Below are 25,993 nucleotides of genomic sequence, written 5' to 3'. Positions count from 1 at the left end.
CCCTGCCCGCCTGGTGCGGTGGCGGGCCCGGCTTGTCCGTGCCTGTCCGTGCGTGTGTCCGTGTGAGCGTGTTGGTCGGTGGTGCGCCGGGCCGGTGGCGTGGCCGCCCGGCCGTTCCCCCGCGTACGTACCCCGTACGCCGTCCCGCCGCTCCCCGGGGGTCGGACCCCGGCGGCGGCGCTGCAGGCCGTCCCCTGCCTGTGCGCAGCGCCGCCGCCGGGGCCCTGGGGTCCGGGCCGAAGCGCGTCTCCGCTCAAGGCGCGCCCCGGTCCGGGGTCTTGGTGCCGGGCCCGCGGCGGTCGCGGGCCCGGTCCGGGGTCAGTCCCCGGGGTGGGCGAGCTGGAGGTCGTAGCCGTCCGCGCCGCCCGCGTCGAGGGCCAGGCCGCTGGCCACCGGCGGGTAGCCGCTGGCGATGACGGTGTAGTCGCCGGCGTCCAGGTCGGTGAAGGCGTACGCGCCGTCCGCACCGGTGGTGGAGGTGGCGACCACGTTGCCCGCCGCGTCGACCAGGGTGACCCGGGCGTCGGCCAGCGGGGCGCGGTCGGCGCCGGCCCGGACGACGCCCTGCACGCGGGCGCCGGACAGCAGCTCGATCTCGACCCGGGTGGTGCCCTGGCCGCCGACCTCGACCGGCAGCGCGGTGGGCCGGAAGGCCGCCGCGTTGACCGCCACGGTGTACGTGCCGGGCGCCAGGTCCCCGAAGGAGAAGGTGCCCTCGGCGGTGGTCCGGCCGGTGGCCAGCACCTCGCCGCGGACGTCGGTGACGACGACCATCGCACCGTCCACCGGCTCACCGGTGACCGCGCCGCGGACCTGGCCGGACAGGCCGCTGGTGCCGCTGAGCAGGATGTCGTAGGCGTGCGGCTGGTCGCCGACGACGACCGTGGACGCCTGCGGCTGGTGGCCGTCGGCCGCCGCGATCAGCACGTACGAGCCGGCGCCGGGGGCGTTGAGCACGTACGAGCCGTTGGCCTGGGCGACCGACCGGCCGAGCTGGCGGCCGCTGAGCGAGATCAGCGTGACGGCCGAGCGGGGCACGGGGTTGCCGTCGGCGTTGCGGACGAAGCCGTGGATCGCGGGGCCGTCCGGGACGGCGTCACCGCCGCCGGCCGAGGCGTACGCCGCGAGCGGCTGGGCCGCCGGGGCCGGCTGGGCCCAGGAGGGCGTGTGCAGGCCGTCGTCGTCGGATATGGAGGGGGCGGCGCCGACCAGGGCGGGCTCCCGCTCCGCGGCCGGGTCGGCGGACGCCGGGGCCGGGGCGGACGCGGCGGCCGGCCGGGACGCCGGAGCGGCCGCGGGGACCTGGGACGCGTCGCCGTCGCCGTCTCCGGCGAGGGCGCGCTCCGAACCGGACTTGCTGCGCAAGGCGACCTCCTTGATGAACAGGGTGAAGAGCAGGGCGATAAGGGCGCACGGGGCCGCGTAGAGGAAGACGTCGCCGACACCGTGACCGTAGGCGTCCTCCATGATCGAACGGATCGGGGCGGGCAGCGTGGACAGGTCAGGGATGCCGTCCCCGCCGGTGCTGCCGTGGCTCGCCGCCGCCGCGGCCTTGGGGCCGAGAGCGGTCAGACCGTCCGTCACGTAGTGCGTGACGCGGTTGGCGAGCACCGCGCCGAGCGCCGAGACGCCCACCGCACCACCGAGGGTACGGAAGAAGGTGACCAGCGAGCTGGCGGATCCGATGTCCTTGGGCGCGACCTGGTTCTGGGTCGCCAGGACGAGGTTCTGCATCATCATGCCGACGCCCAGGCCCATCAGCGCCATGAAGACCGCCGCGTGCCAGTACGGGGTGTCGGCGCGCAGCGAACCCAGCAGGCCCAGGCCCGCGGTGAGCAGCACACCGCCGCTGACGAGGAAGATCTTCCAGCGCCCGGTGCGGGTGATGATCTGGCCGGAGATCATCGACGACAGGAACAGGCCCATCACCATCGGGATGGTCATGACGCCGGACATCGTCGGGGTCTTGCCGTGCGCGAGCTGGAAGTACTGCGAGAAGAAGACCGTGCCGCTGTACATCGAGACGCCGACGAACAGCGAGGCCACCGCGGCCAGCGTGATCGTCTTGTTCCGGAACAGCCGCAGCGGGATCAGCGGCTGCTCGACCTTGGTCTCCACGATCACGAAGATGACCGCGAGCACGAGGGCGCCGCCGACCATGGCGAAGGTCTGCCAGGAGATCCAGTCGTAGTTCTTGCCGGCCAGCGTCACCCACACCAGCAGCAGGGTGACCGCCGCGGCGATGAAGAACGAGCCGGCCCAGTCGACCTTGACGCCCTCGCGCTTGACGACCGGCAGCTTCAGGGTCTTCTGCAGCACGATCAGCGCGATCACCGCGAACGGCACGCCGACGTAGAAGCACCAGCGCCAGCCGAGCCAGCTGGTGTCGGTGATGACACCGCCGAGCAGCGGACCGCCGACGGTGGCGACGGCGAAGGTCGCGCCCAGGTAGCCGCTGTAGCGACCGCGCTCGCGCGGGGAGATCATCGCGGCCATGACGATCTGCGCCAGCGCGGACAGACCGCCCACGCCGATGCCCTGCACCACGCGGCAGGTGATCAGCATGCCGGTGTTCTGCGACAGACCGGCGACCACCGAACCGCCGACGTAGATCACCAGCGCCAGCTGCACCAGCAGCTTCTTGCTGAAGAGGTCGGAGAGCTTGCCCCACAGCGGGGTGGTGGCGGTCATCGCCAGCAGCGCCGCGGTCACGACCCAGGTGTACGAGCTCTGGCCGCCGTGCAGGTCGTGGATGATGTGCGGCAGCGCGTTGGAGACGATCGTCGACGACAGGATGGCGACGAACATGCCGAGCAGCAGCCCGGACAGCGCCTCCATGATCTGACGGTGCGTCATGGGGCCGTCATGGGATGCGCCGTGGCCGCCCCCGTGCTTGGCATGCCCGCCCCGCACACCGGCTGGTGAGGTCGTAGCCATGTAGTTCCTTTACTTCCTTTTCATCCTGCTGCGGGGGCACGGGTGGTGGCGGGGGAGTCGTGGTGAGCCCGGGTACGGCAGTCGCCGAAGCTCGTACGGAGCCTGGCGAGCAGTTCGATGAGGTGGCCGACGTCGGTGTCGGTCCAGTCGTCCAGGTACCGGGCGAGCGTCTGGGTGTAGCGCTCGGAGAGCTCGGCGAGGAGCTCTCTCCCGCTCGGGGTCAGCCGGAGCAGCCGCGACCGCTTGTCCGCCGGATCGGGCTCCCGCTCGATCCAGCCGCGCTCGGCGACGTGGGCGACGTGCCGGCTGGTCACCGACATGTCGATCGCGAGCAGCTCGGCCAGCTGGCTCATCCGCATCTCGCCGTGCCGGTCGAGGAGCGTGAGCACCCCGGCCGACGCCGGCGGGCAGTCCTGGGGCAGGATCCGCCCCATTTCGCGCTTGACGGCCCCGATGGCGCTGAGTTGCCGGGCCAGCTCTTCGTACTGACTGCGAGCGGCCACCGGCTCCTCCACGCCTCTTCACCTGCGCAACCTTCGCGCCTATTTGTTGCTTAAGGCAACCATAACCATAGTTGGTTGCTGAAGGCAAACGATCTCGGGGTCGGTGTGGGTATGGAAGCTGCAAAGGGTGCGCCATGGGCGCGTCAACGATTGCCCTTAATGGTGTTAAATGCGCTGGTCGGACGGGTGGGGGTGGCCGCGAGAGGTGGCCGCCTCCTACTACGCTGCTCACGCCATGTACGCGTCACGTTTCACCGCGTACGCGTGCCGGCCCGACCGCGTACGTGTCCGGCGCCGCCGCGCACGTGGCCGCCCGCGCACACCGGCATCCGCTCGCGCACCGTGGCCGCCGCGTCGGCGCTGCGTCACGGCAGCCGGCGTACGGCGCACCGCCCTCCCGCGCACGCGCGCGCAGGATACGTCCCCAGGGATGCCCGCCCGGCGCGGGTTCGCTAGGGTCCTTCCCCATGGCGACCAACCCGCAGCACCAGGCCGACGGCAACTACGACCCGGCGGGCAGCACGCAGATGTTCAAAGCCTTCGTCGACGAGGGCGGCACCCCGCAGCCGGGCGGCCGCCGCGCGCCCGCGCCGCAGGCGGCGTCCTCGGGCCCGCGGGTGGGCCTGATCGTCGGCGTGATCGTGGCCCTCGTGGTGGTGGCCGGCGCGGCCTGGCTGGCCCTGGGCTGACGACGCTTCCAGGCGGGCGCGGCGGCCGGAACGCGGCCACTCCGCCCGCCGCACGCGGGAGCTGGGCCGGGGCCGCCGCGCGCGGGGCCGGGGCCGCCGCGCCCGCCCCTCCGCGGTCCCCTCAACCCTCCCCGTCCGCCGCGGCCTTGATCGCCGCGACGTCGAGCTTCGTCATCCCCATCACGGCCGCCATCGCGCGCGCCGCCCGCGCCCGGTCCGGATCGTTGAGGATCCCCGCCATTCCGCCCGGCACGATCTGCCAGGACAGCCCGTAGCGGTCCTTGAGCCAGCCGCACGGCCCCTCCTGGCCGCCCTCGGACAGCGCGGCCCAGTAGCGGTCGATCTCCTCCTGCCCGTCGCAGGTGACGGACAGCGAGACGGCCTCGGAGAAGGTGAACTCCGGCCCGCCGTTGAGCGCGGTGAACTCCTGGCCGTCCAGCTCGAATTCGACGGTCAGCACGGTCCCGGCCGGGCGCGGGCCGGTCTCGGTGTAGTGCGTGACGTTCGTGATCCGCGAATGCGGGAACACCGAGCAGTAGAACTCGGCGGCCTCCAGCCCCTGCGTGTCGAACCACAGGGTGGGAATGATCTTCGGCATGGCGCGCTCCTGATACTGGGCCCGGCCGACCGGCCGACCGCGTAACCGGTCGACCGACCGCCCGAACGGCCGTGGACGGCTGGCGGCCCGTGGGCCGTCACCTCTAACGACCGTCCCGCAGCCCCGGCCCCCTCGCCATTCGGGTGGGGAACCCCGCGGATGCCCAAGGGGGCGCGGGGCAGCCCGCCGCGCGCCCTGCCGCCGGGGCCGCCGAAGTCCCTACACTCCGATCGCCTGGCATATGACGAAGGAGGCGCACTGTGGGAAAACACCGCTCCCCGATCGGAGATGACGGACAGCAGCCCGGCCGGCCCATCCCGCCCCCGGAGCCCGCTCCGCCGCCGCAGCCGAAGTAGATCCGTTGAACCCCTGCACCGCGCTCGACGCGGCGCTCGGCGACCTCCTGCAGCAGATCGCCGACCACCTGGGCGCCCCCGTCCCCGCCCCCCTGCGCGCGGCCCTCCACGCCGCCCCCCGCCACCTCTTCCTGCCACCCCTCCTCTGGCTGCGCGACGGCAACGGCGGCTACGAACCGTGCGACCGCGCACAGGACCCCGAACGCTGGTGGCACGCGGCCTACCGCGACGCCCCCCTCGTCACCCAGTTCACCGAGCTCCCCGATGGGGACCTCATCCCCTCCTCCTCCGCCTCCATGCCCAGCATGGTCATCCGCATGCTGAGGGCCCTCGAAGCCCGGCCGGGCCAACGGGTGCTGGAGATCGGCACCGGCACCGGCTTCAACGCCGCGCTTCTCTCCCACCTCTACGGGTCCGAGAACGTGACCTCCGTCGACATCGACCCGGACCTGATCCACCGTGCCGAGCGCGCCCTGCGGACCAGCGGCCACCGGCCGTCCGTACGGTGCGCGGACGGGGCGGAGGGCTGGCCGCCGGCGGCCCCGTACGACGCGATCATCGCCACCTGCGCCGTCCGGACCGTACCGCGCCCCTGGCTGGACCAGACCGCGACGGGCGGCCGCATCGTCACCCCCTGGGACACCGCCTGGTGCAACTACGGCACCCTCATCGCCACCAAGCAGCCGGACGGCACGGCCGAGGGCTTCCTCGCCCCCTACGGCTCCTTCATGCTGATCCGGTCGCAACAAGTGGACATCGAACTCCACCGCGACGTCCTCCGCCCCGGCCAGACCCCCGAACGCTCCACCACCCGCCTCTCCCCCTGGTCCGTCGCCGGCAACGACCTCAACGCCCAGGCATACGTGGGCCTTTCCGTCCCCGGCGTCTGGCACTCCTGGGACACCGAGCCGGACGGCCCCGGCCCCGGCACCGGGGCCCACACCCGCCTCTGGCTGGCCGACGACCAGGCCACAAGCTGGGCAAGCGTCGACTACGACGGCCACCGGACAACAACCTTCGCCGTCTCCCAGTACGGCCCCCGCAACCTCTGGGACGAGGTCACCCGCGCCCACGCCCAGTACGTATCCGCCGGCCGCCCCACCCTCGACCGTCTCCGCCTCCACATCCACCCCGAAGGCCCCGCCACCCGCCACGAGGTGCGCCTGGCGACCGCCTGACGCGCCCGCGCCGCACGCACCACCGCCTACGCGTCCTTCACCTCGCCCAGCTGTTCCGGCGCGTCCAGGGCCTCCGAGTCATCCGCGTTCAGGCAGTCCTCCAACCGCCGCAGCCGCGCCCCCCGGCTCTCCGAAACGCGATGCACTTTCGCCAGGTGCGCAGTCAACTCCACGGCCAGCAGGTGGATTTCCCCGGGCGTCCACATCCGCTCCTCGAGCACCCGCCCCGACTCCTCGAGGAGCGCGGCCGCCGCCCGCATCTGCTCCGCCTCCACCTTGTCGGCAAGCCGGGACACGTACCCGGTGCCATCCCCATCCAGCAGATAGCACGGCTTCCCTTCCGGAGTCCTCCACGGCAACAGCCGCGCGTCATCCACCGGGTTCATCGCGCCACCACCTCCGTCCCATGGAGCCCCTGTGGCCCGACGTCGATTCCGTGAATCACCAGCCACAACTCCCGCCGCCGACCGCGATGCAAGCGGCGCACGCGCCGTTCAGCCGGGAGCGGGGCCACCGCCCGGTGGCGGCCCTGGGCGGGCAGTAACCGGCACAGCACCGCTTCGACGATCTTTCCAATGATGGGAAGCACGTGGTCAACCTCCGTGCAGTAGAAGGCCCCGCCCCCGTTTCGTTCGCCGCAGGAGCCTTGTGCATAGGCGAACAGAGCTGGTCCGGCGCAACGGGTCGATACCGGCTCTCGTTTCGTCACCAAGTGAAGCCCGACTTCTCTAGAGATGACAAGCCATCTCTAGAGAAGTCATCCCTGCGTGTGAGTACCTGCTGCCGGAACGAACATGCGGACTAGGGTGTCCAGAGATCAGAGAGGAGGGCGTATGACCGCCAGGGGCGATGGTCGTCGGCCGAAGTACCAGCGCATTGCCGAGGAATTGAAAGAGGCGATCAAGGCGGGCGAGTACGGCCCCGGTGATCGACTGCCCGGCGAGAACGACCTGATGGCCACGTACCAGGTCGCGCGGATGACCGCCCGCCAAGCGCTGGGCGTCCTCCAGAACGAAGGTGTCGCGGAGGCGCGCAAGGGCGCGGGCGTCTTCGTCCGCGAGTTCCGGCCATTGCGGCGGCGTGGGGTCCAGCGGCTGGCGCGGGATGGGTGGGGCGAAGGCCGGTCGGTCTGGGCGGATGAGGTGGGGGAGCGGGAGCTGGTCGTGGACCAGGTCGCCGTGAGCGAGGGGCCGGCGCCGGCGGGCGTCGCGGAGGTGCTGGGCATCGGGGCGGGCGAGGCGGCGTGCGTGCGCAGTCGGCGGTTCGTGCTGGACGGGAAGCCGGTGCTGCTGGCGCGGAGTTTCCTACCGGTGGAGGTCGTGGCCGGTTCGGCGATCGCTCGGGAGGACACCGGGCCTGGCGGGATTTACGCGCGGCTCGCGGAACTGGGCTATCGGCCGGTTCGTTTCAGGGAGGAGATCCGCAGTCGGATGCCGTCGCGGGAGGAGGCGGAGCGGTTGCGGCTGGGGGCCGGTACGCCGGTGATCGTCATCGTGCGCACGGCGTTCGCGGAGGGCGGTCGTGCGGTGGAGGTCAACGAGATGATCCTGGACTCGTCGGCGTACGTGCTCGAGTACGACATCGAGGCTTAGGGACGGTCCGGGCCGCTTTGCGGCCCTCGCGGCTCAGCCGCAACGGGTCATCCAACTGGCGTACGGGGCGGCGCGTGTTGGGCAAGGCGCGTCGACCCGTTGCCCTCTACAGCGGGAGTTCCCGCACAAGTACCCTGGCTTGCTCACGCGGTCGGGATACGGAACCTCGGGGGCTTACCCAGTGGCCGGGAACGAACTGACGCTCGGGAAATTGATCGCCAAGGGCCGCCGGCGCAAAGGGTGGCCGCAGCGGGACCTGGCCGCAATGATCGAGAAGTCGGAAAGCTGGGTGTCCCAGGTCGAGCGGGACGTGATCCCGGTGAACAGCCTGGAGACGCTGCGCCATATTTCTGACGTTCTGGGTATTCCGCTGCCCGAACTCCTGGGGGCCGCGCCGCCGCCCGGGCAGCCGTCGGCATCGGCTCGTCGCCCGTCTTCCTCCGCGTCGGCCTCCGCTAGGGTGGGCCGCAATCTTGGTCCGGAGGAGGCTGACGACCCCGTGCGACGCCGTGAACTTCTGGCCGCTGCGGCGGTGGTTTTCGCTTCTCCCCTGACCACCGCCACCCCGGCCGAGGCCAGCACGCTCGCACCGCTGGAAGACCTCCTCCTCTACGGCACAGCCCGCGTCCCCGAGGGCAGCGATGTGTCACCGGTCGGCGTCGCTGCTGCCGTGAGGGAATCCCGTGCGCACTTCCGGGCCGCCCGCTACGACCTCCTGGCCCGGGTGCTGCCCGGGCAGATCGCCCAGGCTCAAGCCCTCCGACCAGCAGAATTGTCGGCCACGGCAGTCGCCGACCTGTACAATATCGCGGCCCGCCTGTGCATCAAGCTCGGTGAGGACGGACTCGTGGCGATCACCGCCGACCGTGCACTGAATTCCGCGCGCAGAGGAGGGGATGCGCTGACGATCGCCGAGGCCCACCGGATGGTCTCCAGCGCCTGGCGACGCCAGGGCCACCTCGCCCGCGCGACCGACATCGCCGTCCGAGCCGCACAGGACGTGCAGGCCGACCGCAGCACCCCGGAATCGGCGCGGCTGGCCGCGGGGAGTTCACTGCTGGCGACCGCCGCGTACACGGCGGCGAAGATGGGCGACCGGCAGACCGCGCGGGCCCTGATCGGCGAAGCCACTGAGACCGCGCGAGCCGGGAGTGCGGCCGCCGAGGCCCGCACCGACACCGGCGTCCAGCAGGTACGGCTGCACCAGCTCTCCGTTCACTACCTGCTCGGGGATGCCGGGCAGGCGATCGACCTGGCCAGGACCATCGACCCCAGCGCCTTGCCGACGCCGGAGCGGCAGGGGCGGTTCTTCATCGACGTGGCCCGCTGCTTCGACCAGTGGGGCAAGCCGGCGCAGTGCTACCGGGCCCTGCTGGCTGCCGAGCAGGCCGCGCCGCAGGAGATCCGGCGCGGCGCGGTCAAGGACCTCGCCGGCAGTCTGCTCCGCCACGACCGAAGCCTTCCTGGCGTGCGGACCTTCGCCGCCCGGGCCGGTGTGCCCGTCAACTGAGCTCAGCCGCAAGGGGTTTGCGACCTCGCAAACCGTTTGCGGATCTGCCCCTCCGCTCGGCGGTTGACTCTTCTCAAGCCGCCAGGGGCCGCACACGGCCGGCCTCCCCTCGCCCCAGGCGGCGGTGACGACCACCCCGTCTTCGAGGAGCCGCACCGTGGCTATCGCTCGCACCGCTCCGCCCGTGCCCGCCGAAGGTCCCGGCAGCGACCAGCTCCGAGCCGACATCACGGCCGCAACGGCCTGGTCTCGGCGGCCCACCGCCTCCAGGCCCTGGCCCGTTGAGTGCTGCTCTTTCACCGGTATCTGAGCCGCGTAACCCCAGGGGCCCAGCGAAAGGCCGCCACGGCGCTGGTCGTCCAGAACGGCGGCGCTCATGCCCTGCCCCCCCGCGGTCTCCGTTCCAGGCACCGACAGCGTGCCGCAGGCACTCACACGACTTCCCGCCGAAACCTCGGCGGGAGAACCGAAAAGAGAGAAGGGAGTACGAAATGGCCAAGCTGATCCTCTCGAAGCGCACGGTGAAGGACGCCCGTACCCAGGACCGCCTGAGCGACGGGGGCGGCACCGGCAAGGGCGACGGCAACGACTGATCGGAGCCGCAGAAGATGACCATGACCGCCATCACCGCGGCGGTCCGGAGCCTCGGCGGGGTTTTCCCCGCCGAGGCGTTCGGCCGCACGTACCGCCTCTGGCCCCAGGTCGCCGACTTCTCCGAGCTGTTCACCTGGGACGACCTCAACGAGATCATCGCCCGGCACCGCCTCGAACCTCCGCGGTTGCGGTTGTTCAACGACGGCGCGCAGGTTGCCCAGCACGCGTACACCCACCCCGTGGTCTCCAAGCGCCACACCGTGTGGCACCGCATCGAGCCGGGCAGTCTCCACCGCCACCTCGACGAGGGCGCGTCGCTCGTCCTGGACGCCGTCGACGCGCTGCATCGCGGGGTGGAGCGCTTCGCCGTGGCCCTCGAACGGCACCTGCGTACCGACGTGCAGGTCAACCTCTACGCGTCGTGGACCGCGAAGGAGGGGTTCGGCCTCCACTTCGATGACCACGATGTGGTGGTCGTCCAAGCCGAAGGCGCCAAGCGGTGGAAGATCCATCAGCCCACCCGCGTCGACCCACTCCGTATCGATGTCGAGGCACCCCACCCACCCCGCGGTGAACCGGTGGCCGAGATCGTCCTCCGCGCAGGCGACATGCTCTACCTCCCGCGCGGCTGGTGGCACTCCGTCGCTGCCACCGAGGGCCGGTCCCTTCACCTGACCTGCGGGCTGAAACCCACCACCGGAGCCGACCTGCTCTCCTGGTTGGCAGACCAGCTCCGAGCTTCGGCGACCGTCCGCGCCAACCTGCCCCGCCTTGCTTCCCCAGAGCAACAGGCAATCCATGTGGCGGCGTTACGGGAGGAGTTCACCGCGGCGCTCCACGACGGGGTGATCGAGGAGTTCCTCCGCGCCCGGGGAACGATGGATCCGGGTCGTCCGGCGCCGTCTCTGCCGTTCGTCAGTGGCGTCCCCGCCGACGAACACCTGCACGTCCGCCTCACCGCCTCCGGCGCGTGGTACGACGTGGACAGCGACGGCCGGGTGATCCTGAACGCAGGCGGCCAGCAGTGGACGTTCGCCGCTCCGGCCCGTCCCGTGGCCAAACGCCTCACCGAGGGACGGACCTCCACCCTCGGCGAGTTGGCGATAGCCTCATCGCTCCCCGTCGGCCAGGTCGCCACGCTGGTCACCGAGTTGGTGACGGCCGGCATCGCCGCCGTCAGCCGGAGAAGGTAGCCGATGTTCACTGCCCCTGAGCAAGCTGTCAGGGACCGTATGCTCTCCGCCCGCGGCTACGTGTGTGCCCTGCTGGGTGCCGTGGACGCCGCGGGCGGAGCCGTGTGGGGGTACGCCGGCCGGACGCTGTCCGGGGCCGTCACGACTCCGGACGGCCCCGCTTGGCTGCGGCTGGTCAGTGAATCCGCCGGCAGGTCGGGCGGCAAGCTGTGGGAGGGGCCCAAGGAGGCCGAACGGGCCCTGCCACCCACCCTGCCGCGACCGCGGCTGACCGACTTGCGGGACTGGTCAGCCGATGGCTGGGACTACCGGGCCGAGCTCTACCAGCTCGTCGCCGCTCCGCCGGTGTCCCCGAGCCCGGTCGTTCGCCATGGCGCTGATCTGCCGGACGCCTGGTGGCACAACCTCCGCCAAGCCCTGGACCACCTCGCGCCCGTCGCAACCAGCCGACAGGCGGTGCGCGAGCAGTACATCCGCCGCCGCGTCCCGGAATTCACCGGCATCATCCCAGGCGAGATCACCTGGGCGACCGCCCATGGGGACCTCCACTGGGCCAACCTCTCCGGCCCGGAGCTGATCCTTGTGGACTGGGAGGGCTGGGGTACCGCACCTGTCGGGTACGACGCCGCAACCCTCTACCTTCACTCGCTCCCTGTGCCCGACCTGGCAGAGAGAGTCCGCACGGAATTCGCCCACGTCCTGGGCAGCCCCGCCGGCCTGGTCGGCGAGCTGACCGCCTGCACCGAAATCCTCCAGGCAGCCGCCCGGGTGCCGTTCTACGCCAGCCTGTCGGACGGCGTGCGGCAGCACCTCGAACGCCTCCTTGCGACCGCCATCGAGGCGTAGGGCCGGCCCCGTCACTTCCAGGTGAACGTCACGTCGCGGGTCTCCAGGTGCATGCCCAGGGGGACGCGCCAGGCGTCCACGCAGAGGCGCCAGGTGCCGGTGGCGGGTTTGCCGGGGGCGAGGGGGAGGGGGAGGTGCTGCGGGCTTGAGGTGAGGGTGGCCCAGTCGATGCCGAGGGCGCCGATGACGTGGGTGCCGAAGGTGACGGTGCCGGTGGTGACGGGGTGGTCGCCGGTGTTGAGGAAGGCCATGGTGACCCGCTGGCACCAGCGGACGTCGGTGGCCGCGAGGACGGGCTTGCCGACGACGAGGCCGGCGGGTGCGCCCGGGCCGGCCGGGATGGTGGGGCTGGGCGGGGAGGGCGGGGAGGGCTGCGAGGGGGTGCTTCCTGAGTTGCCGGGGTGGGGTCGGCCGGTGCCGCCTGGGTTTCCCGGGTTGCCTGTACTTCCGGGGGTGCCGGGGTTGCCATAACCGCCTTGCGAGGCGCCGGGGTTGGCCCCTGGCGTGGTCGAGCCGTCCGACGCGGCAGAGGGGCCGCCGTGGCCCGTAGAGCCTGCAGAGGAGCCCGTAGAGGGACCCGTAGACGTGCCCGTGGGTGAGCCCGGAGAGGTGCCCGGCCCAGGTCCGGGGCTCCTGCCTGCCGGGGAGCCGGAGGGGCCGTCGCCGTCCAGAGGGGTCAGTTCGATGCCGCCCCTCGGGGGCACGGGTTTCGTCGGGGCCGATGAGTCGGTGGGGGCTGCCGCGCCCACCGCGGCGTAGCCGGGGTCGGCCGGGGCGCCGCAGCCGGTGAGCAGGGCGCTCAGGCAGAGTGCGGCCGCCGAGGCGGTGGCGGCGGTCGCGGTCATGGTCGTGGCCGTAGTCGTGGTCCGTCGCATGGTGGGGACACCTCCCAGCGGTGGCTGGGGGCAGTGTCCCTGACGGTGCGTCAGGGAGGAAGGGCTGTGCCGGCAGTTGTCGGCCCTCGCCGGCCCTTGCCGGGCTCCTCGCCGTTCTCCCCGCTGTCCGCCGAGCGACCCGGTCGGCTGGTGCCGGACGTCCCTCGGCGGACCGTTCCTCAGTCCGAGATGAGCCCTTCGCGGAGCTGCGCCAGGGTGCGGGTCAGCAGCCGGGAGACGTGCATCTGGGAGATGCCGACCTCCTCGCCGATCTGGGACTGCGTCATGTTGGCGAAGAAGCGCAGCATGATGATCTGGCGCTCCCGGGGCGGGAGTTTGGCCAGCAGGGGCTTGAGGGATTCGCGGTACTCGACGCCCTCCAGGGCGCTGTCCTCGTAGCCGAGGCGGTCCGCGAGGGAGCCCTCGCCGCCGTCGTCCTCCGGGGAGGGGGAGTCGAGCGAGGAGGCGGTGTAGGCGTTGCCGACCGCGAGGCCGTCGACGACGTCCTCCTCGGACACCCCGAGGCAGAGGGCGAGTTCGGGCACGGTCGGCGAGCGGTCGAGCTTCTGGGACAGCTCGTCGCTGGCCTTGGTGAGGGCCAGGCGGAGCTCCTGGAGGCGGCGCGGGACGCGCACCGACCAGGACGTGTCGCGGAAGAAGCGCTTGATCTCGCCGACCACCGTCGGCATCGCGAACGTCGGGAATTCCACGCCCCGTTCGCAGTCGAAACGGTCGATGGCCTTGATCAGGCCGATGGTGCCGACCTGGACGATGTCCTCCATCGGCTCATTGCGGCTGCGGAAGCGGGCGGCCGCGTAGCGCACGAGCGGGAGGTTCAGCTCGATGAGCGTGTCGCGTACGTAGGCGCGCTCGGCGGAGTCCTTGTCGAGCGTGGCGAGCCGCAGGAACAGGGACCGGGAGAGCGAGCGGGTGTTGATGGCGTCGACGTCGTCATGCACGTGTGGTGCCGGCGCGGGAATCGCAGAAAGCACCTTTGAGCTGCCCAGTTCTACGGACATGCCACCCCCTTGAGGTCGCGGACGGGTCGCTGCGGCGTCCCCGGCCCAGGGTGGACCGAGGAGTGATACCTCCACCTGAATACCGGAGGCAGCACCACGGCAAACGCGGTTCCTGCAGAATGTCACATGTCGGCAACACGCTGTAGCGCCTTGTCGACATATCTGTGCAGGAACGGGTCGCCCGTGCCGGTTAGGCGTCGATCCTGTTTGCGGACCGCAGGCGGGCGAAGCTCCGCGACAGTAGCCGGGAGACGTGCATCTGCGATACCCCGAGCTCCGCGCTGATCTGGGACTGCGTCAGATTGCTGTAGTAACGGAGCAGCAGGATGCGCTGCTCGCGCTCGGGGAGCTGGACGAGCAGGTGGCGGACGAGGTCCCGGTGCTCGACGCCGGCCAGCTCCGGGTCCTCGTAGCCGAGGCGGTCCAGCAGGCCGGGCAGGCCGTCGCCCTCCTGGGCGGCCTCCAGGGAGGTGGCGTGGTACGAGCGGCCGGCCTCCAGGCAGGCCAGCACCTCGTCCTCGCCGATCTTGAGCCGTTCGGCGATCTCGGCGGTGGTGGGGGAGCGGCCGTGCAGCACGGTGAGGTCCTCGGTCGCGCCGTTGACCTGCACCCACAGCTCGTGGAGGCGGCGCGGGACGTGGACGGTGCGGACGTTGTCCCGGAAGTAGCGCTTGATCTCGCCGACGACGGTGGGCATGGCGAAGGTCGGGAACTGCACACCGCGGTCCGGGTCGAACCGGTCGATGGCGTTGATCAGGCCGATCGTGCCGACCTGGATCACGTCCTCCATCGGCTCGTTGCGGCTGCGGAAGCGGGCCGCGGCGTAGCGGACCAGCGGGAGGTTGGCCTCGATGAGCGCGGCCCGGACGCGGGAGTGCTCGGGGGTGCCGGGTTCCAGACCGGCCAGTTCGGCGAAGAGCACCTGCGTCAGCGCCCGGGTGTCCGCGCTACGGCTCTCGCGGGCCGGAGCCTTGGGCGCAGTACGGGCCGTCACGGTCACGCCACCCTTCACAGTGGAGGTATCGCAGCATGTATCGCGTATCGCATGTATCCGGCAAAAGCGGTCATAGCATCACAAGACATGTGCACTGTGTGCAAGCACCGCATAACGCCGTGTTGGAGAGAGAGTTGACGGGGGAGCGGGCGGGCCCTGAGCGGGGGCTGGAACGGGCCCGCGGCGGCCCTTCAGGGGCTCCTGGACGGCCCTGGAGCGGCCCTGGAACGCGGTGAAGCCCCTCGCCGGCGCGGGCGGGGGGCTTCGGTGCGCAAGCGGCGGCGCGGGCGGCGCCGGGGGCCGTCAGACCTCGTAGTCGGCGATCACCCAGGTGGCGAATTCGCGCCACTGGGCGGCAGCCGCCTGGTGGGCCGGGTGCTCGATGTAGCGCTTGAGGGCGTCGGTGTCGGCCACCGCGGAGTTGATCGCGAAGTCGTAGGCGATCGGGCGGTCGGTGATGTTCCAGGCGCACTCCCAGAACGTCAGCTCCGGGATCTGCTGCTCCAGCTCGGCGAAGGCCCGGGCGCCGGCCCGCACCCGCTCCTCGTCGCGGGAGACGCCTTCGTTGAGCTTGAACAGGACCAGGTGGCGGATCACGGCGGCCTCCGTGCGGCGGGACGATGCGCAGCCGGTCCGGCGGGCCCGGCTGGGACCTAGCTGACCAGCTGGGTCATGAACTCGCCGACGCTGTGCGCGGCGGTCGAGATGCCCTCGAACCCTATCTGGACGAGGCCGGCGGCCCGCTTGGGGGTGGCGATGATCGTCCAGGTCACGAAGATGACGATCACGAACACCGCGATCTTCTTCGCTGTGGCCATCGGTTCCGTCTCCCCCTGCGGCAGGGCCCTCGCGCCCTTACGGCTCTCCCCCGGGGTCCGGCCCCCGGCGGCCGCCCCGGTTGCCGGTGCGGTCGGGCGAGTGTAACCACAGGCGTTCGACCGGGGGAGGCGCAAGGGCCCGTCCGGCCCCTTCCGTACACCGGCCTTATGGACCAAAGGCCCGCCAAGCGGGGCCCTTCGCCCGCCCGTTGGCGCGGTCCCGCGCGGCAGTATGGAGCGCGACGGGCCCGGCGGATCTGGCAGGAATCCGCGGGGCCCGGGACCGGGGCCCGCTGCGGGGTCCGCGTGCCGCGTGCTCCCTGACCTCGCGGTGCGGACACAGGGGTCCGGTCCTCATCGGGGGAGGCGGCCCACACCCCCTGGCCCGCCTCCCCCGGCCTACGGCTCCGCCGGGGGCGCACCCCCGGGCCACGGGGGCGGGCGCCACCACCCCGCAGCCCCCGTACGCCCCCCGTGCGCCCCCGCGCGGCAACCTCCGCGCCCTTCTTCTCGTCCCTCTCCCCGTAAGGCAGCCCGTACGCCGCGCGGCTGACGCGTGTACGCGACGGCGCGTGTACGCGACTGGCGCATGCACGCGACCATCGCGCGGCGCGGGGCGCGGACCCGCGGGACGACGAGAGGAGCGCAGGACCCCCACGATGGGAATCGACTGGAACCGCCGCACCTGCGCACGGCGCGGACACCTCACCTACCTCCCGCACGAGGAGCACCACCGGGCGGCGCTGCGGGCCGCCACCGCCGCCGGCGACGCCTGGCGCTGCCTGCGCTGCGGCGACTTCACCCTGGGCCCGCCGCACCGCTCCGGGCCGGCCGCCGAGGCCCCGCTGGTGCCGCGCGGGAAGGTGCTGCGGGATCTGTTCATCCTGCGGTTCCTGGCCGTCGAGCGGGCGGTGCGCGGGGTGTTCATCGTGCTCGCGGCGGTCGCGGTCTGGCAGTTCAGCAACAGCCAGGACGCGGTCCGCCGGTTCTTCGACCAGAACCTCGACGCGGTCCGCCCGGTGGCCGTCCACTTCCACTACGACCTGGACCACTCCCCGGTCGTCGACACCATCCGCAAGACCTTCGGCTACCACCACTCCACCCTCGTCCTGGTCGCCTCGCTGCTGCTGGTGTACGCGCTGGTGGAGATCGTCGAGGGGGTCGGCCTGTGGCGGGCCAAGCGCTGGGCGGAGTACCTGACCGTGGTGGCGACCGCCGCGTTCCTGCCGCTGGAGATCTACGAGCTGACCGAGAAGGTCAGCTGGCTGAAGATCGCCACGCTGGTCATCAATATCCTGGCGGTGCTCTACATCGCGTTCGCCAAGCGGCTCTTCGGGCTGCGGGGCGGCCGCGCGGCCTTCGACGCGGAGCGGCGCAGCGCCTCGCTGCTGGAGGCCGGGGCACCCGACGGGGCACCCGCACCCGCCCACCATGGCTGAACGCACCGTACGAGGGGGAAAATCCACCCATGCCATCCGAAACCCATAACTCCGCGCGCCGGACGCCCGGTTCGCCGCGCACCGCCGCCCGCCGGACCGCGCTGACCCGCCGTCCGCTCGCCGTGCTGGCGCTGCTGTTCGGCCTGCTGGCCGCCGCGGCCGCGCCGGCGGCCGCCGCCGGCCTGTCCGTGGCCGACGAGGCCCGGCCCGCGCCCGGGATCACCGTCGCCGCGGCCCCGCGGACCACCGCCGACGAGACGGGCGCGCGGACCCTCGCGGCCGCCGCCGCCCCGACCCGCTGGCGGCACACCGCGCACAGCGGCAGCACGTACCACCACGTCACGCACCAGACGTCCTTCTCCTCGTCGCACGACAAGCCGAAGAAAAAGAAGATGGGCTTCTTCAAGAAGCTCGGCATCTTCCTGATCGTGATCATCGTGGTGATCATCGTCATCGTGATCCTGCTGATCTGGCTGATCGTGCACTTCATCCGGAAGGCTTTCCGCCGCCGCGACTGAGGATCGCCGGTTTTCCCGCGCGGGTAGGGCGCGCCGAGGGCGGCCGGAGTTCGTTATCGGACTCCGGCCGCCCTTTGTTCGTGCCCGCGCCCGCGCCGCCACAACTCGCCGTCGCCGTACGGGTGTTGATGCCCCATGGCCCGGACCTCGCGCACATTTTTCACGTGGGCGACGCGATCGTGGAGAATGCGCCCATGCGGAAGCTATGGGTCCCCGTGGCCATGAATCTACTGCTGGGGATTCCGGCGATCGTCCCGCTGTTCCTGGCCTGGTACATCCTCGCCAACGGCCCGCTCGCGGCCCTGGGCTGGACGATGCGGGACCCCAACGAGAACGACGGCATGCTGCTCTGGCTGGTTATCGCGGCCCCGGTGTTCTGCCTTTTCGGCCTGGTCTGGGGACTGGCCAATTTCTGGCTGCGACGCCGGACCCAGGTCCCGCCCTCCCGCTACTGGCCGGTGTGCGCCGGTGCCTCCCTCGCCCCCTTCTTCGTGGGCTTCGGTCTGTTCTGAGGCCATGGCGGAAGAGGGCGGCAGGTGCTCGCGCTGACGGCGCGTTGGCAACGCGGCGAACGAAAACCGCCCCCGACCTGCCGGAGCAGATCGGAGGCGGTTTCCGAGAGCGGTAGCGGAGGGATTTGAACCCTCGGTGACTTGCGCCACACTCGCTTTCGAGGCGAGCTCCTTCGGCCGCTCGGACACGCTACCGAGAGAGAGCTTAGCCCAAAGGGCCCCGTGCGCCGAAATCGGATTGCGGGGCGGGGGCGGCGCGCGGCGGGAGCCGGGGTGTCAGCGGTCGCGGAAGAAGGTGGTGAGGAGGGCGGCGCAGTCGGGTTCCAGGACGCCGGTGATGACCTCGGGGCGGTGGTTGAGGCGGCGGTCGCGGACCACGTCCCAGAGGGAGCCGACCGCGCCGGCCTTGGCGTCGCGGGCGCCGTAGACGACCCGGTCGACGCGGGAGAGGACGATCGCGCCGGCGCACATCGTGCAGGGTTCGAGGGTGACGACGAGGGTGCAGCCGGTGAGCCGCCATGCGCCCACGGCCGCGGCGGCCGCGCGCAGGGCGAGGACCTCGGCGTGTGCGGTGGGGTCGCCGGTGGCCTCGCGTTCGTTGCGGCCGGTGCCCAGGACCGTGCCGTCGGGGGACAGGACGACGGCGCCCACCGGGACGTCGCCGGTCCCGGGGGCCAGGGCGGCCTCCGCCAGCGCGCGGCGCATCGGCGCGGTCCAGGGATCGCGCAGCGGGTCGGGCGCGGCGGAGGAGGAGAGAGGGGAGGGGGGCACGGTCATGTCCCCAGTTTCGGGGACGGGAGGGGAGCGCGGGTCGGTGAGGGGGCCGGGCCCGTGTGCGCGGGCCCGGCGGGGTCAGCGGACGGCCTCCAGGAGGTCGGAGCAGCCCAGGGCGTCGGCGATCCCGCCGAGCGCGTCGCTCTCCAGGGCCAGCAGCTCCTTCTCGTCGATGCCGAGGTCGGCGAGGAGGGTGGCGTCGCCGAGCGGGCCGTGGCGGACGACGGAGCCGTCATCGGCCGGGCCGTCGTCGTCGTCGGTCTCGTCCGCCGCGGCGTCCAGGGGCTCGCCGTCCTCGGTGCCGTCGAGATTGAGGACGTCGAGGTCGTCCTCGCCGTCGTCGCGGCCGAGGATCTCGTCGGTCAGCAGCGCGCCGTACGAGCTGCGGGCGGCCGCCGCGGCGTCGGAGACGAAGATCCGCGGGTCATCCTCCCCGTCGATCCGGATGACGCCGAACCAAGCCTCCTCCTGCTCGATGAGGACCACCACCGTGTCGTCGTCCGGCGCTGCCTCCCGGGCCAGATCGGCCAGGTCGGTCAGCGTTTCCACAGTATCGAGCTCCGTATCGCTCGCTTCCCACCCGTCTTCGGTGCGCGCGAGCAGTGCGGCGAAGTACACCGTGACTCTCCCACTGGTCAGAGGCGTGCCGGGTCGGGCGGGGCGGCGCTGCACGCCGCTTGCTCCCCGCCCCTTTCGGAATCGTGGCAGAAACATCGCGTCCGCGCGGGGTCTTCGGCGCTGCGTCGTGCGGACGTTGTGAGAGATGTCGCTCACGTGCCGGATCGCGCGCGGGGGCGGGCGGGCGCCGGGGCCTTCCGGCTCGGTTACTGTCGATGTCATGCGGATCCACGTCGTCGACCACCCGCTGGTGGCGCACAAACTCACCACTTTGCGCGACAAGCGCACCGACTCCCCGACTTTCCGGCGGCTCGCCGACGAGCTGGTCACCCTGCTCGCCTACGAGGCCACCCGTGATGTGCGCACCGAGCAGGTCGAGATCGAGACGCCCGTGACGGCGACCACCGGCGTCCGGCTGTCGCACCCGCGGCCCCTGGTCGTCCCGATCCTGCGGGCCGGGCTGGGCATGCTCGACGGCATGGTCCGGCTGCTGCCCACCGCCGAGGTCGGCTTCATGGGCATGGTGCGCAACGAGGAGACGTACGAGGCGCACACCTACGCGACGCGGATGCCGGACGACCTGTCGGGGCGGCAGGTGTACGTGGTCGACCCGATGCTGGCCACCGGCGGCACGCTGGTCGCCGCGATCAAGGAGCTGATCAAGCGCGGTGCGGACGACGTCACCGCGATCTGCCTGCTGGCCGCGCCGGAGGGCGTCGAGGTCATGGAGCGCGAGCTGGCCGGGACGCCGGTGACGGTGGTCACCGCCTCGGTGGACGAGCGGCTGAACGCCGACCGCTACATCGTCCCGGGCCTGGGCGACGCGGGTGACCGGATGTACGGCACGGCCGGCTGACCCGCGCCCCGCGCACGGCATGACGCGGCCCCGCACCGGGTGGTGCGGGGCCGCGGCGCGCCGTGCGGTCAGCACTTCGCGGCGGAGGGGGCCGGTGCGGGGCGGTTCAGCGCGGCGAGGGCCCTGGCGGCGTCCTTGGGGGCGGTCAGCTCGGTGAAGCCGCTGCCGATGATCAGGTCGAGGTCGGTGCCCTTGCGGTCGTCGGCCTGCTGGCGGGCGCCGGCGAGCTGGGTGGCGAGCACCTTCAGCGGGCCGGTGAGCGCGGTGCGCGGGCCGAGCAGGAGGCCGGGGCCGCCGACCTTCTTGTCGTAGGCGGCCGGGGCGTTGCCGACCTTGCCGATGCGGAAGCCGCGGGCGCGGAGTTCGTCGGCGGTGCGCTTGGCGAGGCCGGAGCGCGGGGTGGCGTTGTAGACGTTGACGGTCAGGGTCGCGGGGGCCGGCGGCCGGGCCGCGGGCGGGGCCGCCGGGGTGCGGCCGGCCGGGCACGGTCTGGTGTCCTGCGCGGCCTGCGCGGTGCTGCCGCGGCCGCCGAAGACGTCGATGAGCTGCAGGGATCCCCAGCCGATCAGTCCGAGGGCGCAGGCGCCCGCCGCGAGGCCGAGGAGGATGCGGCGTCGATGGCGCGGGCGGCGCATCCGCGGATACCTGTCGCCTGTGATGCGGTACTTACCGCCCATGCCTGGAGGCGTCAGCATGCTCATGGCCGCAGCGTAGTGCCGGGCGGGTGCCGTGCCTACTAGATGATCAGTGCGTTGTGGGAGGGAAACCCGAGTGGGCCAATTCCGGCCGCCGCGGCGGCCGGAGCGGGCGCGCGCCGGGGCCGTCAGTCCAGTTCGAGGACGCGGGCGTGCAGCACCTGGCGCTGCTGGAGCGCCGCGCGGACCGCGCGGTGCAGGCCGTCCTCCAGATAGAGGTCGCCCTCCCACTTCACGACGTGCGCGAAGAGGTCGCCGTAGAAGGTGGAGTCCTCGGCGAGGAGGGTCTCCAGGTCGAGCTGCTGCTTGGTGGTCACCAACTGGTCGAGGCGTACCGGGCGCGGGGCGACGTCCGCCCACTGGCGGGTGCTCTCCCGGCCGTGGTCGGGGTACGGCCGCCCATTTCCGATGCGCTTGAAGATCACACGGAAAGCCTACCGGGCGCCGGGCACCGGGCGCAGCCAGGAAGCGGCGGAGCAAAGCCGATCATTAGCGGCAAAAATGGATCATTGGTGGGTGATGAGCTGGCTGATACGGCACGAACGGGCTAGGGCTCGTTCGTCCGCCCACCGGGCGCGCGGGGTGGCGCGGCCGGTCGCGGCGGGCGGCGCGGTGCGGCAGGGGGACATGTTTTCGGCCGTGCCGTTCGGCGCGCCCCGGCCGGGCGCCTGGGCGTCAGCGGGCGGCGGAGGGGGAGGCCCCCCGGCCCGCCGGGGAGGTGGTGGAGACGGGCGGGGCGGACGTCGGGGTGGCGCCGGCGGGGCCGCGGGTGGGTTCGGCGGCGGGGCCGCCGGCGGGCCGGCCGGTCGGGGTGGGCGGCTGGGTGCGGTGCGGCGGACGGCCGGACGGGGTGCCGGGGGCGGAGCGGCCGGCGCCGGGGCGGGGTTCGCCGGCCGGGTCGGGGGCGGACGGGGAGGCGGACGGCGACGGGGTGCCGGTCCCCGGGGTGCGCGGGGCGGGGCTCGGCGGGGACGCCGGCAGCGGCCGCTCCGGCGGCGGGCCGGGGGTGGTGGCGAGATGGGCGGCGAGCGCGAGCGCGGCGGCGGTCGCGGCGGCGGCCAGCGGGAGCACCACGCGGGGCGCCCGCAGCCCGGCGAGGACGGCGCGCAGGGGGCGGCGGCGGGCGGTGTGCGGTCCCGGGGGCGCGGCCGGGCGCAGATCGCCGGGGCCGACGGTGCGGGCGCGGGCGGCCAGGGCGCGGCGCAGCCGGTCCTCGACGGGCCGGGGCGCGGCGGTCTCCCGGTGGGCGGGGTCGCGCGGGGTCAAGACCGTTCCTCCAGGATCTTCTCCAGGGCGTCCAGGGCGCGGCTGGCCAGCGACTTCACCGCGCCGCGGCTGATGCCCAGGGTGGCCGCGATCTCCGCCTCGCTGAGGCCGCCCCAGTAGCGCAGGACCAGCACCTCGCGGCGGCGCGCGGTCAGCCGGCCGAGGGCGGCGATCACCTCGCGGTGCTCCTCGTCCAGCACCACCCGCTCCTCGGCGGACGGCGCGTCGGCCTCGTGCGGCGGGGTGTAGGCGCGGGCGGTGCGGCGGCGGCGCAGTACCGAGCGGGCGGCGTTGACGACGGCGGTGCGGAGGTAGGCGGGGGCGTTGTCGATCTCGCCGAGCCGTTCGCCGTGGCGCTTGTAGAGCGCGGCGAACGCGTCCTGGACGACGTCCTCGGCGGTCGCCCGGTCGTCGACGAGGAGCAGCGCCAGCCGGACCATGGGGAGCCGGTGGGCGTGGTACAGCTCGGTGAGGGTGAGGTGCGGGGGCGGTGCCGGGGCCGGCGCCGGGGGTGCGCCGCCGGTCCGGTCGGTGTGCGCGGGCCCGTGCCCGTACGCCAACTGACGCTCGGCGAGGGCGAGTTGGGGCGCGTACGCGGGGCGGCGGAGGGTGCGCAGCAGGCGGCGCCAGGACAACGGGCGCAGCCCCGGCAGGGCGAACCGTGCCGGGGCCGGGTGCGGAGTGGTGGAGACCATCGATCGCTCGGGCGTGCCGGGCGGGCTCAGGCGCGGTGGCGGCGGACCGCGTAGACCGTGCCGCCGCCCGCCGCGAGCAGGACGGCCGCGCCGCCGGCCAGGGCGAAGGTGGTGGCGGGGGAGGCGCCGGTCTTGGCGAGCTGCTTGCGGTCGGCGGCGTCCGCCGGGGCGGCGCCCGGCTGGGAGGGCGCGGCGGTGGGCTGGTGGCCGCCGGGCCGGGTCGGCACCGGGGCGGGGTGGCTGCCGGGCGGCTGGGTCGGCACCGGGGTGGCGCTGTGCGGCGGCGCGGTGGGGTTGGGGCCCGGGTAGGTCGGGGCGGGTGACGGGGTGCCGCTGTGGCCCGGGTGGGTGGGCGCGGGGGACGGGGTGCCGCTGTGCGCCGCGGTCGGGGCCGGGGTGTCGGAGGCGTACGCGGTGCCGGCGCCCGCGGCGGCGGACAGCGCGAGCGCGGCGAGCAGGCCGGCGCCGGCCGGGCGGCGCAGGCGGGCGGTGCGGGAGGTACGGGACGGGTTCACGGTCGGCTGCTCCGGTTTCGTCGGCGGGTGGCGCCCGAGAGCGCCCTCACCCCAGACGACGTGCGGGCGGTGCGGGGGTTGCCGACGGACCGGGGAAATTTTTCCGGCCGGGTGGGGAGGGGTCGGCACCGGGGCGGGTGCCCGCGCGCCCGGTGGAGCCCGGTGGCGGCCCGCTCCCGTTAGTCGTCCGCCGGTCAGCCCTTCGGGTCGATCAGCCCCCGCCGGTACGCCTGGACCAGCCGCTGCGGCACCTGGTACACGGTGCCGTCCACCGTCACCGGCACCAGCTGGGGCGTGCTGGCCTTCCACTGGGCGCGGCGGTGCCGGGTGTTGCTGCGGGAGAGCTTGCGCTTGGGTACGGCCATGGTGGCGGGCCTTCCGTGGTCGGGTGGGTGCCGGTCGGGACGGAGGCTATATGGAAATGGGTACCGTTTCCAAGTAGAGTGCTGTGCAGTGCCTGGGGTCACGGCACGCGAAACGCCCGGGGCAGCCAGTGGGGGCGGCCCCGGGCGTCGTCCTGCCCGGCGCCGGTCAGGGACCCGTCCGGCGCTGGTCAGGAACTCGTCCGGCGTCGGTCAGGGGCCCATCCGATGGCGCTCAGGGACCCGTCCGATGGCGGACAGCGGCGTTCGGCGGGCGGTCAGATCGTCGACGCGTCGATGACGAAGCGGTAGCGGACGTCGCTGGCGAGCACCCGCTCGTACGCCTCGTTGATCCGGTCCGCGGCGATCACCTCGATCTCCGCGGTCAGCCCGTGCTCGGCGCAGAAGTCGAGCATCTCCTGGGTCTCCGCGAGCCCGCCGATCAGCGAACCGGCGAACGACCGGCGGCCGCGGATCAGCGCGAACGGCGCGATCGCCACCGGGTTCTCGGGGACGCCGAGCTGGACGAGGGTGCCGTCGGTGCCCAGCAGGCCGAGGTAGGCGTTGAGGTCCAGGTTGGCCGAGACGGTGTTGACGATCAGGTCGAAGGTGCCGGCCAGCGCCTCGAAGGTGGCCGGGTCGCTGGTCGCGTAGTAGTGGTCGGCGCCCAGCCGCAGCCCGTCGTCCTTCTTGCGGAGCGACTGGCTCAGGACGGTGACCTCGGCGCCCATGGCGTGCGCGATCTTCACGCCCATGTGGCCCAGGCCGCCCAGGCCGACCACCGCGACCTTCTTGCCGGGGCCCGCCTTCCAGTGGGCGAGCGGGGAGTAGAGGGTGATGCCGGCGCACAGCAGCGGGGCCGCGGCGTCCAGCGGGAGCGCGTCGGGGATGCGCAGCGCGTAGTTCTCGTCGACGACCAGGTGGGTGGCGTAGCCGCCGTAGGTGGGCTCACCGTCCCGGCCGACGGCGTCGTAGGTGTTGACGGTGCCGAGCTCGCCGGTGCAGTACTGCTCCAGGCCGGCCCGGCAGTTGTCGCAGGTGCGGCAGGAGTCGACGAAGCAGCCGACGCCGACCCGGTCGCCCACCGCGTAGCGGGTGACCTCGGGGCCGGTCGCGGCCACCACACCGGCTATCTCGTGGCCGGGGACGATCGGGAAGTTCCCGCCGTCGCCCCATTCGGCGCGCACGGTGTGGATGTCGGAGTGGCAGATACCGGAGAACTTGATGTCGATCAGGATGTCGTGGGCACCCAGCTCGCGGCGCGGGATCGTGGTCCGCTCCAGCGGTGCCTTCGGTGCGGGTGCGGCGTACGCGGCGACAGAGGTGTGGGTCATGCTCCCGAGGATGCGTCCCGCCGTGGCGGGTAACCAGTGCTCCCTTCAACGTACGAACGCTGTGCCTACCACTGGCGGGACCACCCTGGGAGCGGAGTCCGGGGGGCACGGGTCGGGCCCCCGGGTCAGGGCCCGGCGTCGGGGCCCGGGCGCAGGGTCAGAAGAAGACCACCGACCGGAGCTTGAGCCGCTCCGAGGCGCGGCCGCCCGGCCGCAGCCTGTAGGAGGCGCCCGAGCAGTCGGGGCCGGTGTAGACGGTGGCCGGGGACCCGGTGTCGTTGCGCGGGGAGTGCGCGGGCGGGGTCTCGTACTCCCTGGCCACCTCCGGGAGCGTCAGGCACACACCGCTCGGCGGGTCGATGAGGTAGCCCGTCCGCGGCCCGCCCGGGGACTCGTAGGTGTAGCTGAAGCCGCCGGTGGCGGCGTGGGCCGGGGCGGCGGCCGCGCCCAGGGTGAGGGGCAGGGCGAGGGCCAGCGGGCCGGCTGCGGCGGCGAGCGCGCGGCGGAGACGGGACATCCGGAACGTCCTTCCGAGGAGCGGGAGTTGCGTGGTGCGCGCTCTTCGCTGCCCACTCCGGACGGTGGTGATGTCGGCCGTCACCCGAAGGAGGGGCGCCGAATCGATCCGCCGGGCGGGGCGGGTTTCGGCGCGGGCGGGGTCCGGTATCGGGGCGCCCGGTTACGCGGTGCGCCCCTGGGCGCGTTGC

At 72.8% G+C, this 25,993-nt stretch carries 29 protein-coding genes and 1 tRNA gene; 10 read left to right on the top strand and 20 right to left on the bottom strand.

The features are described from left to right. Window positions 1-318: 318 nt before the first annotated feature. Both ADL22_RS18165 and ADL22_RS18160 read right to left on the bottom strand, forming a co-directional pair. Window positions 319-2,937, bottom strand: coding sequence for an MFS transporter (locus ADL22_RS18165; protein WP_066980301.1), 2,619 nt, complete (start codon window positions 2,935-2,937; stop codon window positions 319-321). Window positions 2,938-2,957: 20 nt separating this feature from the next. Further along, the gene (locus ADL22_RS18160; RefSeq protein ID WP_066980337.1) at window positions 2,958-3,440 is read right to left on the bottom strand and encodes a MarR family winged helix-turn-helix transcriptional regulator; all 483 of its coding nucleotides are present in this window, start codon (window positions 3,438-3,440) and stop codon (window positions 2,958-2,960) included. Between the two features lie 467 nt (window positions 3,441-3,907). On the opposite strand from ADL22_RS18160, the gene ADL22_RS18155 reads away from it, so the two are divergent. Further along, the gene (locus tag ADL22_RS18155; protein ID WP_066980297.1) at window positions 3,908-4,129 is read left to right on the top strand and encodes a hypothetical protein; all 222 of its coding nucleotides are present in this window, start codon (window positions 3,908-3,910) and stop codon (window positions 4,127-4,129) included. 121 nt (window positions 4,130-4,250) lie between these two features. Here ADL22_RS18155 and ADL22_RS18150 read toward each other — a convergent pair whose 3' ends face one another. After that, a complete protein-coding gene (locus tag ADL22_RS18150) occupies window positions 4,251-4,727 on the bottom strand; it encodes a VOC family protein (RefSeq protein WP_066980295.1) in 477 nt (158 codons plus the stop codon). A 361-nt stretch (window positions 4,728-5,088) separates the two neighbouring features. On the opposite strand from ADL22_RS18150, the gene ADL22_RS18145 reads away from it, so the two are divergent. Further along, window positions 5,089-6,261: a methyltransferase domain-containing protein gene (locus ADL22_RS18145; protein ID WP_066980291.1), complete on the top strand. Its 1,173-nt coding sequence runs from the start codon at window positions 5,089-5,091 to the stop codon at window positions 6,259-6,261. A 26-nt stretch (window positions 6,262-6,287) separates the two neighbouring features. Here ADL22_RS18145 and ADL22_RS18140 read toward each other — a convergent pair whose 3' ends face one another. Next, on the bottom strand, window positions 6,288-6,647 hold the full coding sequence (locus ADL22_RS18140; protein WP_066980288.1) for a hypothetical protein: 360 nt from the start codon (window positions 6,645-6,647) through the stop codon (window positions 6,288-6,290). Between the two features lie 447 nt (window positions 6,648-7,094). Between ADL22_RS18140 and ADL22_RS18135 the strand changes: the two genes are divergently transcribed. From ADL22_RS18135 to ADL22_RS18120, 4 genes are all read left to right on the top strand, one after another. Next, complete coding sequence (locus ADL22_RS18135) at window positions 7,095-7,853, top strand: GntR family transcriptional regulator (RefSeq protein WP_066980286.1); 759 nt, start codon at window positions 7,095-7,097, stop codon at window positions 7,851-7,853. 211 nt (window positions 7,854-8,064) lie between these two features. After that, entirely contained in the window at window positions 8,065-9,363 is a 1,299-nt protein-coding gene (locus ADL22_RS18130) for a helix-turn-helix domain-containing protein (protein WP_159048687.1), read from the top strand. A 614-nt stretch (window positions 9,364-9,977) separates the two neighbouring features. Continuing rightward, a complete protein-coding gene (locus ADL22_RS18125) occupies window positions 9,978-11,150 on the top strand; it encodes a cupin domain-containing protein (RefSeq protein ID WP_066980331.1) in 1,173 nt (390 codons plus the stop codon). 39 nt (window positions 11,151-11,189) lie between these two features. Beyond that, entirely contained in the window at window positions 11,190-11,996 is an 807-nt protein-coding gene (locus ADL22_RS18120; protein ID WP_234430754.1) for a hypothetical protein, read from the top strand. 11 nt (window positions 11,997-12,007) lie between these two features. On the opposite strand, the gene ADL22_RS36835 is transcribed toward ADL22_RS18120, so the two are convergent. The 5 genes from ADL22_RS36835 to ADL22_RS35780 form a co-directional block, all read right to left on the bottom strand. Then, the gene (locus tag ADL22_RS36835; protein ID WP_324615576.1) at window positions 12,008-12,247 is read right to left on the bottom strand and encodes a hypothetical protein; all 240 of its coding nucleotides are present in this window, start codon (window positions 12,245-12,247) and stop codon (window positions 12,008-12,010) included. Window positions 12,248-13,050: 803 nt separating this feature from the next. Next, window positions 13,051-13,890 (bottom strand): RNA polymerase sigma factor SigF, encoded by an 840-nt coding sequence (locus ADL22_RS18110; protein ID WP_066980277.1) that lies wholly within the window; start codon window positions 13,888-13,890, stop codon window positions 13,051-13,053. Between the two features lie 190 nt (window positions 13,891-14,080). After that, window positions 14,081-14,890, bottom strand: a complete 810-nt coding sequence (locus tag ADL22_RS18105; RefSeq protein WP_066980274.1) for an RNA polymerase sigma factor SigF — start codon at window positions 14,888-14,890, stop codon at window positions 14,081-14,083. A gap of 297 nt (window positions 14,891-15,187) precedes the next feature. Then, complete coding sequence (locus ADL22_RS18100; protein WP_066980271.1) at window positions 15,188-15,481, bottom strand: Dabb family protein; 294 nt, start codon at window positions 15,479-15,481, stop codon at window positions 15,188-15,190. Window positions 15,482-15,537: 56 nt separating this feature from the next. Beyond that, window positions 15,538-15,702: a hypothetical protein gene (locus ADL22_RS35780; protein ID WP_199836328.1), complete on the bottom strand. Its 165-nt coding sequence runs from the start codon at window positions 15,700-15,702 to the stop codon at window positions 15,538-15,540. A gap of 659 nt (window positions 15,703-16,361) precedes the next feature. Here ADL22_RS35780 and ADL22_RS18095 point away from each other — a divergent pair. From ADL22_RS18095 to ADL22_RS18085, 3 genes are all read left to right on the top strand, one after another. Then, window positions 16,362-17,141 carry a DUF2127 domain-containing protein gene (locus ADL22_RS18095; RefSeq protein WP_066980268.1) on the top strand — a complete coding sequence of 260 codons (780 nt, stop codon included), beginning with the start codon at window positions 16,362-16,364 and terminating at the stop codon, window positions 17,139-17,141. A 29-nt stretch (window positions 17,142-17,170) separates the two neighbouring features. Continuing rightward, entirely contained in the window at window positions 17,171-17,659 is a 489-nt protein-coding gene (locus ADL22_RS18090) for a hypothetical protein (protein ID WP_066980265.1), read from the top strand. A 194-nt stretch (window positions 17,660-17,853) separates the two neighbouring features. Continuing rightward, window positions 17,854-18,171 carry a hypothetical protein gene (locus ADL22_RS18085; RefSeq protein WP_066980262.1) on the top strand — a complete coding sequence of 106 codons (318 nt, stop codon included), beginning with the start codon at window positions 17,854-17,856 and terminating at the stop codon, window positions 18,169-18,171. A 110-nt stretch (window positions 18,172-18,281) separates the two neighbouring features. Here ADL22_RS18085 and ADL22_RS18080 read toward each other — a convergent pair. From ADL22_RS18080 to ADL22_RS18070, 3 genes are all read right to left on the bottom strand, one after another. Continuing rightward, window positions 18,282-18,366: transfer RNA gene (locus ADL22_RS18080), tRNA-Ser, on the bottom strand. 81 nt (window positions 18,367-18,447) lie between these two features. Continuing rightward, window positions 18,448-18,948, bottom strand: coding sequence for a tRNA adenosine(34) deaminase TadA (gene tadA, locus ADL22_RS18075; protein WP_066980259.1), 501 nt, complete (start codon window positions 18,946-18,948; stop codon window positions 18,448-18,450). Window positions 18,949-19,023: 75 nt separating this feature from the next. Continuing rightward, window positions 19,024-19,563: a hypothetical protein gene (locus ADL22_RS18070; RefSeq protein ID WP_066980256.1), complete on the bottom strand. Its 540-nt coding sequence runs from the start codon at window positions 19,561-19,563 to the stop codon at window positions 19,024-19,026. 220 nt (window positions 19,564-19,783) lie between these two features. Between ADL22_RS18070 and upp the strand changes: the two genes are divergently transcribed. Then, the gene (upp, locus tag ADL22_RS18065; RefSeq protein ID WP_066980253.1) at window positions 19,784-20,419 is read left to right on the top strand and encodes a uracil phosphoribosyltransferase; all 636 of its coding nucleotides are present in this window, start codon (window positions 19,784-19,786) and stop codon (window positions 20,417-20,419) included. A 68-nt stretch (window positions 20,420-20,487) separates the two neighbouring features. On the opposite strand, the gene ADL22_RS18060 is transcribed toward upp, so the two are convergent. The 8 genes from ADL22_RS18060 to ADL22_RS18025 form a co-directional block, all read right to left on the bottom strand. Next, window positions 20,488-21,120, bottom strand: a complete 633-nt coding sequence (locus ADL22_RS18060) for a LytR C-terminal domain-containing protein (RefSeq protein WP_079064234.1) — start codon at window positions 21,118-21,120, stop codon at window positions 20,488-20,490. Between the two features lie 122 nt (window positions 21,121-21,242). Then, the gene (locus ADL22_RS18055) at window positions 21,243-21,539 is read right to left on the bottom strand and encodes a type II toxin-antitoxin system VapB family antitoxin (protein WP_006604254.1); all 297 of its coding nucleotides are present in this window, start codon (window positions 21,537-21,539) and stop codon (window positions 21,243-21,245) included. Between the two features lie 250 nt (window positions 21,540-21,789). Continuing rightward, window positions 21,790-22,380, bottom strand: coding sequence for a hypothetical protein (locus tag ADL22_RS36690; RefSeq protein WP_066980248.1), 591 nt, complete (start codon window positions 22,378-22,380; stop codon window positions 21,790-21,792). Next, window positions 22,377-23,075 carry an RNA polymerase sigma factor gene (locus tag ADL22_RS18045; RefSeq protein ID WP_066980245.1) on the bottom strand — a complete coding sequence of 233 codons (699 nt, stop codon included), beginning with the start codon at window positions 23,073-23,075 and terminating at the stop codon, window positions 22,377-22,379. The genes ADL22_RS36690 and ADL22_RS18045 overlap by 4 nt, the downstream gene beginning before the upstream one ends. A 26-nt stretch (window positions 23,076-23,101) precedes the next feature. Then, window positions 23,102-23,590, bottom strand: coding sequence for an LAETG motif-containing sortase-dependent surface protein (locus ADL22_RS18040; RefSeq protein WP_066980242.1), 489 nt, complete (start codon window positions 23,588-23,590; stop codon window positions 23,102-23,104). 194 nt (window positions 23,591-23,784) lie between these two features. Continuing rightward, on the bottom strand, window positions 23,785-23,955 hold the full coding sequence (rpmF, locus tag ADL22_RS18035) for a 50S ribosomal protein L32 (RefSeq protein ID WP_066980239.1): 171 nt from the start codon (window positions 23,953-23,955) through the stop codon (window positions 23,785-23,787). 275 nt (window positions 23,956-24,230) lie between these two features. Then, window positions 24,231-25,286 carry an NAD(P)-dependent alcohol dehydrogenase gene (locus tag ADL22_RS18030; RefSeq protein WP_066980236.1) on the bottom strand — a complete coding sequence of 352 codons (1,056 nt, stop codon included), beginning with the start codon at window positions 25,284-25,286 and terminating at the stop codon, window positions 24,231-24,233. Between the two features lie 157 nt (window positions 25,287-25,443). Then, window positions 25,444-25,803 carry a hypothetical protein gene (locus ADL22_RS18025; RefSeq protein ID WP_066980233.1) on the bottom strand — a complete coding sequence of 120 codons (360 nt, stop codon included), beginning with the start codon at window positions 25,801-25,803 and terminating at the stop codon, window positions 25,444-25,446. Window positions 25,804-25,993 lie beyond the last annotated feature (190 nt).

The sequence above is a fragment of the Streptomyces sp. NRRL F-4489 genome, assembly GCF_001509485.1.
Classification (GTDB): Bacteria; Actinomycetota; Actinomycetes; order Streptomycetales; family Streptomycetaceae; genus Streptomyces.
The sequence above is the reverse complement of the archived record's forward strand: the minus strand, read 5'-3'. Positions and strand labels throughout refer to the sequence as shown.